10 protein-coding genes and 1 pseudogene are annotated in these 13,459 nt (G+C 56.4%); 8 read left to right on the forward strand and 3 right to left on the reverse strand.

Annotated features, from left to right (window positions below; genetic code table 11):
- Positions 1-249 precede the first annotated feature (249 nt).
- Genes ACO6EE_RS06935 through ACO6EE_RS06945 form a run of 3 tightly spaced genes read left to right on the forward strand, consistent with a single transcriptional unit; the run spans position 250 to position 1,721 of the window.
- Positions 250-543: a YciI family protein gene (locus ACO6EE_RS06935; RefSeq protein WP_485960201.1), complete on the forward strand. Its 294-nt coding sequence runs from the start codon at positions 250-252 to the stop codon at positions 541-543.
- Positions 540-806 (forward strand): BolA family protein, encoded by a 267-nt coding sequence (locus tag ACO6EE_RS06940; protein WP_485960185.1) that lies wholly within the window; start codon positions 540-542, stop codon positions 804-806. Before ACO6EE_RS06935 ends, ACO6EE_RS06940 begins: the two co-directional genes overlap by 4 nt.
- 48 nt (positions 807-854) lie before the next feature.
- Entirely contained in the window at positions 855-1,721 is an 867-nt protein-coding gene (locus ACO6EE_RS06945) for a peptidylprolyl isomerase (protein WP_485960187.1), read from the forward strand.
- Between the two features lie 109 nt (positions 1,722-1,830).
- Here ACO6EE_RS06945 and ACO6EE_RS06950 read toward each other — a convergent pair.
- The 3 genes and pseudogenes from ACO6EE_RS06950 to mtrR all read right to left on the reverse strand — a co-directional run.
- Positions 1,831-1,937, reverse strand: a pseudogene (locus tag ACO6EE_RS06950) (IS5/IS1182 family transposase); the annotation flags it as partial.
- Between the two features lie 28 nt (positions 1,938-1,965).
- Positions 1,966-3,201 carry a chloride channel protein gene (locus ACO6EE_RS06955; RefSeq protein ID WP_485960189.1) on the reverse strand — a complete coding sequence of 412 codons (1,236 nt, stop codon included), beginning with the start codon at positions 3,199-3,201 and terminating at the stop codon, positions 1,966-1,968.
- Between the two features lie 257 nt (positions 3,202-3,458).
- Positions 3,459-4,133 carry a multidrug efflux system transcriptional repressor MtrR gene (gene mtrR / locus ACO6EE_RS06960; protein WP_485960190.1) on the reverse strand — a complete coding sequence of 225 codons (675 nt, stop codon included), beginning with the start codon at positions 4,131-4,133 and terminating at the stop codon, positions 3,459-3,461.
- A 262-nt stretch (positions 4,134-4,395) separates the two neighbouring features.
- Here mtrR and ACO6EE_RS06965 point away from each other — a divergent pair, with 262 nt between their 5' ends.
- From ACO6EE_RS06965 to ACO6EE_RS06985, 5 genes are all read left to right on the forward strand, one after another.
- Positions 4,396-5,667, forward strand: coding sequence for an efflux RND transporter periplasmic adaptor subunit (locus ACO6EE_RS06965; RefSeq protein WP_485960192.1), 1,272 nt, complete (start codon positions 4,396-4,398; stop codon positions 5,665-5,667).
- Positions 5,668-5,681: 14 nt separating this feature from the next.
- Entirely contained in the window at positions 5,682-8,930 is a 3,249-nt protein-coding gene (locus tag ACO6EE_RS06970; protein ID WP_485960194.1) for an efflux RND transporter permease subunit, read from the forward strand.
- A 61-nt stretch (positions 8,931-8,991) separates the two neighbouring features.
- Entirely contained in the window at positions 8,992-10,491 is a 1,500-nt protein-coding gene (locus ACO6EE_RS06975) for an efflux transporter outer membrane subunit (RefSeq protein WP_485960195.1), read from the forward strand.
- 249 nt (positions 10,492-10,740) lie between these two features.
- The gene (locus ACO6EE_RS06980) at positions 10,741-11,106 is read left to right on the forward strand and encodes a hypothetical protein (protein ID WP_485960196.1); all 366 of its coding nucleotides are present in this window, start codon (positions 10,741-10,743) and stop codon (positions 11,104-11,106) included.
- Between the two features lie 229 nt (positions 11,107-11,335).
- Positions 11,336-13,369 (forward strand): M3 family metallopeptidase, encoded by a 2,034-nt coding sequence (locus ACO6EE_RS06985; protein ID WP_485960198.1) that lies wholly within the window; start codon positions 11,336-11,338, stop codon positions 13,367-13,369.
- Positions 13,370-13,459: the final 90 nt, after the last annotated feature.

Here is a 13,459-nt window from a genome sequence, read left to right on the forward strand (position 1 = left end):
TATTTATATTCCGATGTGTTTGTACTGTTGCCAACACATACTCCCAATCCTCAGCTTTACGATATTTAAGTGCAGAGTTTCCCTATTTGCTTTAAGATAAACGCCTAATCTCGACACTTGCAAACTGCCAGATTACAGGATTACAGAATGATGCAAGGTGTGAGCAGCCAGGCAAATTTGGTCACAGGTTGTGTATCAGCAAACGCCTTTACCTAATTTCTAATATTTAATTTATCAAAGAGAAACCGTATTATGTTGTTCATGCTGATGGCCTCCGATGTGGCCGATTCCACTGAAGCCAGATTGGCTGCCCGCGGCGCACATTTGGCCAGACTAGAAAAACTGGCTGAAGCCGGCCGGCTGGTTTTGGCCGGCCCCTGCCCCCTGCCCGAGGGCGAAACCGGCTTTTCAGGTAGCCTCATCGTAGCCGACTTTGCCTCTTTAGACGAAGCTGAAGAATGGGCAGGGCAAGACCCCTATGTAGAAGCCGGCGTATATGCCGAAATCCTCATTCGCCCGTTTAAGAAAGTGCTGCCTGCATGAGCATGCAAACCATCTGTCAGCGCCTGGAAGCCGCCTTTTCTCCCAGCTTGCTCGAACTAACCGATGAGAGCCATTTGCACATCGGCCATGCCGGCAACCAAGGTGGCGGGCATTACCGGGTTCATATCGTCAGCGCCCAATTTGCCGGTATGAACCGCGTTGCCCGCCAACGTGCCATCCAACAGGTTCTGCACGATTTATACCCATCCCAAATCCACGCACTGAGCATCCGTGCGCAAACACCGGAAGAATACGAGCCGTAAAATCCTTTATAATCTGGCTATAACCATCTTGAACTTGAGGACGACAACATGAAACGAACTTCGCTTGCACTACTGCTGACCACCGCCTTAGCCGCCGCACCGCTGGCCGCGCAAACTGTTGTAACCGTAAACAATACCCGCATCGACAGCTCCGCGATCGACCAGCAGGTGAAGATTATTAACGAACAAAGCAACGGTCAGGTAACCGACTCTCCAGAGCTGCGTGAAAACATCGCCCGCCGCCTCGTTACCCGCGAACTGATGATTCAAGAATCACGCCGCCTGCACCTAAACGAAAGCCCCGAATTCAAACAAATCATCGAACGCGCCCGCACCGATGCCCGCACCAGTGGCGAAGACCGCAAACCCACCTTCCAGCAAGACTGGGAAACCTTTGAAGGTAACGTAACCGCCCAAGCCCTGGTGGCACACATCCTGCGCTCCAACCCAGTAACCGACGCCCAAGTGCAACAGGCCTATCAGGAAATCACCAACCGCTATCGCGGCACGCAAGAAGTTAAACTTGGCGAAATCATCCTCAACAACCGCGATAACGCCCAAAAAGCCGTAGCCGATCTCCGACGCGGCCGCCGCTTCACCGATGTGGCCCGCCAATACACCATCGACACGCCAAGTCGTGCCAACGGTGGCATCAGCCCCACTTTCACCCCGCTGAAAGATTTGGAAGAAGGCGCACCCATGGTGTATAACGCCGTGAAATCGCTCGGCCAGGGCAAATTCACCGAAACCCCGGTGGAAAGCAACGGCATTTTCGCCATCTTCTATATGGAAGCCAAACGCCCCGTGCGCGTGCCTCCGTTTGCCCAACTGAAACCGCAAATCCAACAAGATTTGCAAAACCTGCTGATCGAGCAAGAAATTGCCCGTCTCTACCAACAGGCTACTATCCGCTAAGCTTATTCAACACAGCAAAGGCTACCTGAAAACTTCAGGTAGCCTTTTGTTATGCCTGCTTATGGCAGCTGTTAAAAATCGACAGCAGCATAGCAATACCGCCGTTTTATAGTGAATTAAATTTAAACCAGTACAGCGTTGGCTCGCCTTGCCGTAACGTGTGTACTGTCTGCGGCTCGCCGCCTTGTCCTGATTTAAATTTAATCCACTATACTTTTCAGGTAGCCTCTCCAGCCCCCTGCCCTCAAACCACCTGCTTCACCGGCAATGCCCGATGCACCAGCAGGGTTGCGCCCAAACATAAACACAGCGGCAACCACAGCGCGGGCGACTGGCGCGACAACTCCAGCATAAACACCAGCGCAGTAATCGGCATCTTCTGTGCCACACCCAAAAACACCGTTGCCCCCACAAATGCTGCCGCACCCATGTCTACCCCAGGCAGCAGTGCATTCCACGCGCAGGCTGCCAAAAACGCAATCAACCCGCCCAGCATCATCGACGGCGTAATCCGCCCGCCATAAGCCCCGGCCAGGGTAGCCAACAACAGTGCCGCCCACTTCGCCGCCAGCAGACCAAAAGCCTGCCGCCAGCCCAAAGCCGCTTGAAAACTCAACTGGTTGCCCGCCTTACCGTTGCCCATAATCTCCGGAAAATACCACGCCAACAACCCGATAAACGCAAATGACAACACAGCCACCCACACCATCACCGGTTTGCGCCGCGGAATTTCAGGTAGCCTATCCATACTCCGTTCAAATGCCCACACACCCAGCGCTAGCAAAGGCGCAGCCGCCAGCGCCCACGCATTAAACCACCCATCCGGCAAAGGAAAATCCGACAGAGGATACTGAATCACATCGCCCAACGCCGCGCGCACCACCAACACCGCTGTGCTGCAAGCCAACAGCGCCGCCAGCAGCCGCTCGCGCGACCACGATAACAACAGGGTTTCCAAAGCAAACACCGCTGCCGCCAACGGCACGTTGTACACCGCCGCCAAACCCGCGCCCGAAGCGCAGGCCAGCAATATTTTGCGTTCTTCCTCATCCAAACCCTGTGATTCCGCCCAACGCTCCGCCAGCGCCGCACTGATTTCACGCGGTGCCACTTCACGCCCCAGCGGCGAGCCCAAGCCCACGGTAACAATCTGCAGCAGCGCATGAATCAGCGTGGCCGCCAAGGGCATTCTCTGCCTGTTCGCCACTGCCGTTTTAATCGAGACCAAAGGCGAGGCCAGCCGGTGCAGCATCACCCAGCCCACCCCCACCAAACCGCCACACAACAGCAGTACTATCAAGCGCCGCAATGGTGCGCTCTCTTCCACCATCACTCGGTACGACAACTCGACATGCAACGGATAACCAAACGCCAAATGTTGCACCGTGTGCAGCAACAGTGTCAGCACAATGCCGGTCAGGCCGGCCGCCACGCTGATGAGCAACAGGGAGAGGATTAACTTGGGAGACAAGGTTTTCATATGGCTATGGCAGATTTTGAAAAGCTAAAACGGTAATCAACGGCTGAGGCTACCTGAAACTTACCGAGCCGTTCATGCAGATGGTTTTCAGGTAGCCCGTATAGCGGATAGCCAACAAATTGGCCTGCTTTGCAGCAATATATATTTCAGCTGCATTGTTTGCAAAAATCCTGCTATAAAAAGGCTTCAGGCTACCTGAAAACCTCTGCATCGTTCGGCAGACGGTTTTCAGGTAGCCTGTATGGGGTATGGAAAGATTAGGTCTTATGCTGCCGCATACTCAGCGACAAGGGTTTGGAAGACTGGGTGCACAGAGCCGGCGCATGCTGCAATGCACCCATAGCGGTGCGGATAATCTGCGGCGCGGTTTTGCCGATGCTGAATTGCTCGGGCATATTCATCCAAATACTCATCAGCCCGCTGATCACCGACATCATAAACACCACCGCCAGATTAATATTCAAATCTTCCGGCAGCTTTTTCTGTTGCAGGCTCAGTGTCAGCACAGCGGTGAGCTGGCGCTGCCACATATCCTGATAGCTGCGAATAATTTTCACTACAGAATGGTTCTGCTCAGTATATTCGCACTTCAAGTGAATGATATTGCAAAATTTCCTTATTGTTTCATCGGTTTCCAGCTTTTGAAACAGATTAATCGTGGCGACTTCAAAACTTTCCCAAATATCCGGCGATTGGGTTTCTATATCATTTGCCAGCTCGCTGGACAGCTCGGCAAATACTTGTTGAAACAGACCCTCAAACAAATCCTCTTTATTTTTGAAATGCCAATACAGCGCGCCACGTGTTACACCGGCAGTTTGAGCAATTTCGTTTAGGGATGAACGGCTAACTCCTCTTGTATAGAATGTATCCAAGGCTGCCTTAAGTAGGTAGTTGCGTGTTTTCAGCGCTTCGACTTTTGTTTTTCTCATCGTTATTTCCAGATCATTAACTGGTTTATTTATTAATTAATTTTGTCATGCCTAGAGCAGGCTTTCAAGCTCACTTGCAGCCCGCCTACGCAATAATGTTGCTTTTTAGCATATTAGCATTTCTTCATTTATACAGCCATAGACAACATACAATGATGTATGTAAAATGCCGTTTTTATTCTCTGCGGCTGCTTTTGCCTTTCCCGGCTCCAAGCGGCCATAATTCATTAATTAAACATCAACTTAATTTAAGACCATCATAATGACATCTTTCAGCATATCAGGGAAAACAAGCTTTCGGCTGAGCGCAATCGCCGTGGCTTCCGTATTGGCGCTGTCTGCCTGCAGCAAAGGCCAGCAACAGCAACAACAGGCGCCGGAATTAGTGGTCAGCGTGCTTACTGTGAAGGCAGAAGACACCACGATCAGCACCGAGCTGCCCGGCCGCTTGGAATCTTTCCGTTCCGCCGAAGTGCGTCCGCAGGTGAGCGGCATCATCAAACGCCGCCTGTTCCAAGAAGGCAGTTATGTACAGGCCGGCCAGGCGCTGTATCAACTGGACGACGCCAGCTACTCAGCCGGCCTCGCCAGCGCACGCGCCCAGCTGGCTGCCGCCGAAGCCGCTCAGGCTAAAGCCAATGCCGATTTGGCACGCTACCAGCCCTTGGTGGCCGCCGATGCCATCAGCAAACAGGAATACGATGCTGCCGTGGCCGCCCAACGCTCTGCTGCGGCCAATGTAAACGCCGCCCGCGCCGCTATCCGCTCGGCACAGGTAAATGTAAACCACGCTCGCATCACCGCGCCGATTTCCGGCTATATCGGCCGCTCCAACGTATCTGAAGGCGCATTGCTCACTGCCGGCGGTGCAACCGTGCTGGCCACTATCCAACAAACCAATCCGATGTATGTGAACGTTACCCAGTCTGCGCTGGAGGTGATGAAACTGCGCCGCCAGATTGCCGAAGGCCAGATGAGCGCGGTAAACGGCGCGGTGGAGGTAACCATTATTCTGGAAGACGGCAGTGAATACCCGCAAAAAGGCCGCCTGCTGTTTACTGACCCGACAGTAAACGAAACCACCGGCCAAGTTTCCCTGCGGGTGGAAGTGCCGAACGATGACAACATCCTGTTGCCCGGCCTGTATGTGCGCGTACGCCTACCACAGGCACAAGCCAACAGCGCCTACCTCATTCCGCAGCGTGCTGTTACCCGTGGTGCGAAAGACACCGTGGTTGTCGTGGCCGCCGACGGCTCGATGCGCCCACAAGAAGTAACCATTGCCGGCCAAAGCGGCAACAACTGGATTATTACCGGCGGGCTGAAAGACGGCGACAAAGTGGCCATGGACGGCACCATGATTGCCGGCATGAGGGGGGCGCAAAAAGTGAAAACCCAAGAATGGCAAGCCTCTCAACCGCAGCAATCCGGCGCACCTGCCGCTCCGGCCAGGCCCAACAGCGCTTCTGCTCCGGCCCAATCCGGCGCGGCAGCTTCTGCTCCGGCCGCCCAATCCGCTTCCCAAGCCAAATAAAGGGGCGTGTGTAAATGGCTAAATTCTTTATCGACCGCCCCGTGTTCGCATGGGTTATTTCCATCTTTATTATTTTGGCGGGCGTACTGGCCATCCAAAAACTGCCAGTATCGCAATATCCATCTGTTGCCGCGCCTACGTTCAACCTCACCGCCACCTACCCCGGCGCTTCCGCCCAGGTGATGGAAGACAGCGTGTTGGCTGTGATCGAACGTAATATGAACGGCGTAGAAGGCTTGGACTATATGTCTACTTCTGCCGACTCCAGCGGTTCAGGTAGCGTTACCCTCACCTTCACCCCCGATACCGATGAAGACGTGGCACAGCTGGAAGTGAACAACAAGCTGAACGAAGTGTTGTCCAGCCTGCCGGCTACCGTGCAACAATACGGCGTGAGCGTATCCAAATCCCGCTCCAACTTCCTGATGGTGGTGGCGCTCTCTTCGCAAACCCAAGACTTGGAAGAAATGGCCGACTATGCCAAGCGCAACATCGTGCCCGAATTGCAGCGTGTTGAAGGCGTGGGTGCGGTACGTCTGTTTGCGGCCGAGCGCGCCATGCGTATTTGGGTAGACCCGCAGAAACTGCAAAACTTCAACCTCTCTTTTGCCGACGTTTCCGCCGCCATCAGCGCGCAAAACGTGCAAATTTCCGCTGGCTCGCTCGGTTCGCTGCCGGCCAGCCAAGGGCAAACCATTACCGCCACCATCACCGCCGACGGCCAGCTCAGCACTCCGGAAGAGTTCGGCAACATCATCCTGCGCAGCAACACAAACGGTGCCAACGTTTATCTGCGCGATGTGGCCAAAATCGAGCTGGGTTCGCAAGACTACTCTGCCAGCACCCGCCTCAACGGCAAGCCGACCGTTGGTATGGCCGTGATGCTGTCCAACAGCGGTAACGCCACTGCCACTGCCACGCTGGTAAAAGAACGTATGGCAAAATTGGAGCAGTATTTCCCCGGTGATGTTACCTGGAGCGCCCCGTACGATACGTCCACCTTTGTGGAAATCTCCATCGAACAGGTGGTACACACCTTGGTGGAAGCCATGGTGTTGGTGTTCATTGTGATGTTTGTGTTCCTGCAAAACATCCGCTACACCTTAATCCCCACCATCGTGGTGCCGATTTCACTCTTGGGCGGTTTTGCCGGCATCTATTATTTCGGCATGTCGATCAACGTACTGACTATGTTTGCCATGGTGCTGGTAATCGGTATTGTGGTAGACGACGCCATTGTGGTGGTGGAAAACGTGGAACGCATCATGTCGGAAGAAGGCCTACCGCCGCGTGAAGCCACGCATAAGGCCATGGGTCAGATCTCCGGCGCCGTGGTCGGCATTACCGCCGTGTTGATTTCCGTGTTCGTACCGCTGGCCATGTTCAGCGGTGCCACCGGCAAAATCTATCAGCAGTTTGCCATCACCATGGTACTCTCCATCGCCTTCTCCGCTTTCCTCGCCCTGTCGCTCACGCCGGCCTTGTGCGCTTCATTGCTCAAACCGATTGAGAAAGGATATCACGAGGAAAAAACCGGCTTCTTCGGCTGGTTCAACCGCAAATTCACCGCCGGTAACAAGCGCTACGAAGGCTGGGTGGCCGCCCTGCTACACCGTGCCGGGCGTATGTTGATTGTGTACTTGGCTCTGGTAGCTGCCGCCGGCCTGCTCTACACCCATATCCCGTCTTCCTTCCTGCCGTCGGAAGACCAAGGCAACCTGATGGTCAGCATCCAGCTGCCTGCTGGCGCCACCAAAGAGCGTACCGACAAAACCCTGCTGGCCGTGGAGCAGATTGCTCAAAATACACCCGGCGTGAAAGATATATTTACCGTATCCGGCTTCAGCTTTTCAGGTAGCGGCCAGAACATGGCTATGGGCTTTGTGATTTTGAAAAACTGGGACGAACGTAAAGGCCCGGGCGAAGACGCGGCCAGTATTTCTCAAAAACTGACCGGTGCCTTCATGGGCAGCGGCATGATCCGCGACGGTTTCGCCATCGCTGTGAATCCGCCGCCCATCCGCGAGCTGGGTAACGGCGGCTTGGAGTTCTACCTGCAAGACCGCAACAACCACGGCCACCAAGCCTTGGTGGAAGCACGCAACAAGCTGATTGCTGAAATGCGCAAAAACCCGATGTTCGGCGACACCCGTGCCGCCGGCTTGGAAGACGCACCGCAGCTCAAGCTCACCATCGACCGCGCCGCCGCTGCCGCACAAGGCATCAGCATGGCTTCTATCCGCAGCACCTTGGGTACGGCTCTTGGCGGAGCATATGTAAACGACTTCCCCAATAACGGCCGCCTGCAAAAAGTGTATGTGCAAGCCGTGCCCCAGGCCCGTATGCAGGCCGAGCAAATTCTGGCTATGACCGTGCCTAACGGCCAAGGCGTGGCCGTACCGCTTTCCACTGTGGTTAGCGCCTCATGGGAAGCCGGCATGGAGCAGAGCACCCGCTTCAACGGCTATCCCGCCATGTCGATTAGTGGCGCGGTCAAACCCGGCTTCGCCAGCGGCGATGCTATGGCCGAGGTAGAACGCATCGTGTCGCAGATGGACGGCTACAGCGTGGAATGGGCAGGTGAATCGCGCCAACAGGCCAGCGGCTCTTCCCAGCGTACCATGCTCTACGGCTTCGTATTGCTGGCCACCTTCCTCGTGCTGGCCGCCCTGTATGAAAGCTGGTCGATTCCCGCTGCCGTGCTGCTGGTTGCTCCCTTGGGCTTCCTCGGCGTGGTGCTGGGCGTGTTCGGCCGCAACCTATTCAACGGCGTATTCCACATCCGAGAGGTGTTCTTCAACGACATCTATTTCATGGTCGGTATGATTACCGTAATCGGCTTGAGCGCGAAAAACGCGATTCTGATTATCGAATTTGCCAAAGACCTGCAAGCGCAAGGCAAGAGCGCGATGGAATCGGCCTTGGCCGCCGCCCACCTGCGTTTCCGCCCGATTCTGATGACTTCCTTCGCCTTCATCTTAGGCGTGGTGCCGCTGTATATCGCCTCCGGCGCCAGCTCCGCCAGCCAACGCGCCATCGGCACCACCGTATTCTGGGGGATGTCTGTCGGTACGTTGCTGTCAGTATTCCTGGTGCCGCTATTCTACGTGTTGGTACGCAAACTGTTTAAACCGTCCCAACACGAAACCGAAATGGCGGCTGCCCACACCAACATCAGCCCCGAGCAGGCCGAACTCTACGTTGCCGCCGCCGAAGAGGGGCTGAGCGAAGAAGAGAAACGCGACCTGCATAACGACCAGTAAAACGTTTTCAGGTAGCCTCTGCCGCATTGGAGGCTACCTGAAAACCATAAGGACAAAGCACATGAGAACAACCGTTTTAAAACCGATTGCCGGCAGCCTCGCCTTCAGCCTGCTGCTTTCCGCCTGCACCCTCGCGCCGCACTATCAGCAGCCAGAAGTAAACGTGCCCGCCGGTTTCCGCTACGACACCGCCGCCGGCCAAAACAGCAACCGCGCCGCCGACACCGGCTGGGAAGATTACTTTGCCGACCCGCGCCTCAAATCCCTGATTACCCTGGCGCTGCAAAACAACCCCGACCTGCGCATGGCCGCCCTGAATGCCGAAGCGGTACGCGCCCAATATGCCATCACCCGCGCCGCCTCCCTGCCCGGCATCAACGCCAGCGGCACCGGCCAACGTGCCCGTGTGGCACAGGATTTGAGCGCCACCGGCCGCTCCTATATCGCCGAATCCTACAACGTAGGCCTCGGCATCGCCTCCTATGAGCTCGACCTGTTCGGCAAAGCCCGCAGCAACAACCAAGCCGCACTGCAAGGCTATTTCAGCAGCGCCGCCGCCCGCGATTCCGCCCACCTCGCATTGGTTTCCGCCGTGGCCAAAGCCTATTTCAACGAACGCTACGCTGAAGAATCCATGAAACTCGCCCAGCGGGTGCTGCAAACCCGCGAGCAAACCTACCGGCTTAACCAAATCCAGCACAATGCCGGCGTAATTTCTGCCGTCAACCTGCGTGAAATGGAAGCCCTGATTGAATCGGCCAAAGCCGACTACGCCGCCGCCCTGCGCGCCCGCGAACAGGCACACAACGCCCTGGCCGTGCTGATCAACCAGCCCGTGCCCAATAATCTGCCCGCCGGCCTGCCGCTGAACAAGCAATTCCGCATCAACCAGCTGCCCGCCGGTCTCTCCTCCGACCTGCTGCAAAACCGCCCCGATATCCGAGCTGCCGAGCATAACCTGCGCCAGGCCAATGCCAATATCGGCGCCGCCCGTGCCGCCTTCTTCCCCAGCATCAGCATCACCAGCAGCATCGGTACCGGCAGTACCGAAATGAATCGCCTGTTCGACGGTATAAACCGCACCTGGGTGTTCTCCCCCACCATCAAAGTGCCCATTTTCAACTGGGGCAGCCTGCGCGCCAGCCTGGATGTGGCCAAACTGCGCCAGCAATCGGCCGTGGCCGCGTATGAAAAAGCCGTGCAGTCCGCCTTCCAAGACGTATCCAACGCCCTGGTGGCGCGCGAAACCCTGCAACAGCAATACGATGCTCGCGTGCAAACCCAAAAAGCCTACAACGACCGCCTGCGCCTGATTAATCTGCGCTATCGCCACGGCGTATCCAGCTCGCTGGAAGTGCTCGATGCCGAACGCAGCAGCTACTCCGCCGATGCCGCCGTGCTCGCCACCCAGCTTTCCATGCTGGAAAACCTGGCCGACCTCTATAAAGCCCTCGGCGGCGGCCTCAAGCAACACACTGAAGCTGCCCCGACCGCAGCAGCAACGCCGGCCCAAGCCGCAGCAGAAGCCGCATCTGCTCCTGCCGCAGCAAACGGCAAATAATCCGGCTGCCCGCATTACGTTTTCAGGTAGCCTGCCCTGCCGACCCTTCCGCAAATATTATGGAAAGGTCGGCAGTTTTTATCCGTATTCACACCGCAACCGAGGCTACCTGAAACTGACTCTTTCGCCATAGCCGAAACAATTTTTCCCCACCCACCGGCAAGCCGCAAGACAAGCCACCGCAGTAGGAAGCAAAGTGTGCTTTGGCTATAATCATGCCCACTTTTCAGGTAGCCCCAAACCCACACCATGCCTTTTTCCAATAACCTTTCCGCCCTGCTCTTCCAAATGCAAAACCGGCTCGGTATGTATATCAACCCGCCCACACTTCCCAGCCTAATGAACTTCATCAGCGGCTACACCATGGCCACCCGCTGCCACCATATCGACGAACCAGACACCCTCCGCCCCTTCCACGATTTCGTTGCCCAACAACTGGGCTATGCCGAATCCACCGCCGGCTTTGCCAACATGATCCTGGCCTACGTCTGCGGCTTCCACCCTAGCGATCTCGATTGGCCGGACTTCCTATCCCACCCGATTTCCACACAGCAGCACGCCCAAGCAGTAGAACTGTTTTACCGGCTGTTGAAAGCCTACCAACCATCCCATTGAGCCATTAGTCAAACAGCTTCATCAACAAAGGCTACCTGAAACCGCATGGCATAGCGCAACAAACCCAAACCACCCCATTCCGCAACAGTCAGATACTTATTTTCAGGTAGCCTCAAGCTGCCTCAAACCCAGGCTACCTGAAAACACCAATTAACCCTGCCCCTGCCCTTGTGAAAACCCGCCCCGCCCCTATTTGCCCGTATCATCCCCATCATCAAAAGGAAAACCCGTGAATCCCCTGCTCCAACTCGGCGAAGAGCCGCGTTTCGACCAAATCCAAACCGCCCACATCCGCCCTGCCCTCAAATCCGCCCTCGCCGAAGCCCGTGCCGGCATTGCTGCCGTTAAGGCTCAAAACAAAGTCACTTGGGGCAACACCGTGGAAAAACTCACCGACATCACCGAGCACGTCGGCCACATCTGGGGCGTGGTATCGCACCTCAACTCCGTGGCCGACACCCCCGAGCTGCGCGCCGTGTATAACGAGCTGATGCCGGAAATCACCGTGTTCTTCACCGAAATCGGCCAAGACATCGAGCTTTACCAACGCTTCAAAACCATCAAAAGCTCCCCCGAATTCGCCGCCCTAAGCCCGGCGCAGCAAACCAAGCTCAACCACGACCTGCGCGATTTCGTGCTCAGCGGTGCCGAGCTGCCGCCCGAAAAGCAGGCTGAATTCGCCGCGCTGCAAACCGAAGGCGCACAACTGGCCGCCAAATTCTCGCAAAACGTGCTCGATGCCACCGATGCCTTCGCCCTCTATTTCGACAATGCTGAGCCGCTTTCCGGGCTACCTGAAGACGCCATGGCCATGTTTGCCGCCGCCGCGCAAGCCGAAGGCAAAAGCGGCTACAAAATCGGCCTGCAAATGCCGCACTACCTCGCCGTGATGCAATACGCCGATCAGCGCGAACTGCGCGAAGAGGTATACCGCGCCTACGTTACCCGCGCCAGCGAGCTTTCCAACGAAGGCCGGTTCGACAACAGCCCCAACATCACCCGCCGCCTGGAAATCACCCTGCAGGAAGCCAAACTGCTGGGCTACACCAACTTCGCCGAGCTCTCGCTGGCCACCAAAATGGCCGACTCACCCGCGCAAGTGCTGGATTTCCTACGCGATTTAGCCAAACGTGCCAAACCCTTCGCCGAGCAGGACTTTGCCGCAGTGCAGGCCTTCGCCCGCGATACCCTCGCCATCGAAAACCCACAGCCCTGGGATTTGGTCTATGCCTCCGAAAAACTGCGCCAGGCCAAATATTCGTTTAGCGAAACCGAAGTGAAAAAATACTTCCCCGTGGGCAAAGCGCTCCTTGGCCTGTTCGCCCAAATCAAACGGCTCTACGGCGTGGATTTCACCGAAAAAACCGTGCCCGTATGGCACCCCGACGTGCGCTATTTCGAGCTCTCGCAGAACGGCGCACACATCGGCGGCGTGTATATGGATTTGTACGCCCGCGAAGGCAAGCGCGGCGGCGCATGGATGAACGACTATAAAGGCCGCCGCCGCCTGCCCAACGGCCAGCTGCAAAGCCCCACAGCCTATCTGGTGTGCAACTTCACCCCGCCCGCAGCCGGCAAAGAAGCCCGTCTCTCCCACGACGAAATCCTCACCCTTTTCCACGAAACCGGCCACGGCCTGCACCACCTGCTCACCCAAGTGGACGAGCTTGGCGTGAGCGGCATCAACGGCGTGGAATGGGATGCCGTGGAGCTGCCCAGCCAGTTTATGGAAAACTTCGTGTGGGAATACGATGTACTGCGCGGCATGTCCGAACACGAAGATAACGGCGCACCGCTGCCGCAGGAATTGTTCGACAAAATGCTCGCCGCCAAAAACTTCCAGCGCGGCATGTTCCTCGTGCGCCAGATGGAATTCGCCCTGTTTGATATGCTGATTTACAGCGAAACCGATCCCGCCCGCCTTGCCGGCTGGGCTCAAGTGTTAGACAGCGTGCGCCGCGAAGTGGCCGTGGTGCAGCCGCCCGCCTACAACCGCTTCGCCAACAGCTTCGGCCACATCTTCGCCGGTGGCTACTCGGCCGGCTACTACAGTTATGCCTGGGCCGAAGTGCTCAGCGCCGATGCCTATGCCGCATTTGAAGAAAGCGGCAATGTGGCCGAATGCGGCCGCCGCTTCTGGCAAGAAATCCTCGCCGTGGGCGGCTCGCGCAGCGCCGCCGAATCCTTCCAAGCCTTCCGCGGCCGCGCCCCCAGCATCGACGCCCTACTCCGCCATAGTGGCTTCGATTTAAACGCCGCCTAAACCGCGGGATATAAGAAAAGGCTACCTGAAAACATAAGGGGCTGTACTAGATTAGCAGATATGTTACCCTCGAAATATGAAGATAACACA

This window comes from Eikenella sp., from assembly GCF_057315495.1.

Coding starts and splice junctions, on each gene's coding strand:
- mtrR (WP_485960190.1), bottom strand. CDS start 4,133: ATGAGAAAAACAAAAGTCGAAGCGCTGAAAACACGCAACTACCTACTT.
- ACO6EE_RS06940 (WP_485960185.1), top strand. CDS start 540: ATGAGCATGCAAACCATCTGTCAGCGCCTGGAAGCCGCCTTTTCTCCC.
- ACO6EE_RS06945 (WP_485960187.1), top strand. CDS start 855: ATGAAACGAACTTCGCTTGCACTACTGCTGACCACCGCCTTAGCCGCC.
- ACO6EE_RS06970 (WP_485960194.1), top strand. CDS start 5,682: ATGGCTAAATTCTTTATCGACCGCCCCGTGTTCGCATGGGTTATTTCC.
- ACO6EE_RS06965 (WP_485960192.1), top strand. CDS start 4,396: ATGACATCTTTCAGCATATCAGGGAAAACAAGCTTTCGGCTGAGCGCA.
- ACO6EE_RS06980 (WP_485960196.1), top strand. CDS start 10,741: ATGCCTTTTTCCAATAACCTTTCCGCCCTGCTCTTCCAAATGCAAAAC.
- ACO6EE_RS06955 (WP_485960189.1), bottom strand. CDS start 3,201: ATGAAAACCTTGTCTCCCAAGTTAATCCTCTCCCTGTTGCTCATCAGC.
- ACO6EE_RS06975 (WP_485960195.1), top strand. CDS start 8,992: ATGAGAACAACCGTTTTAAAACCGATTGCCGGCAGCCTCGCCTTCAGC.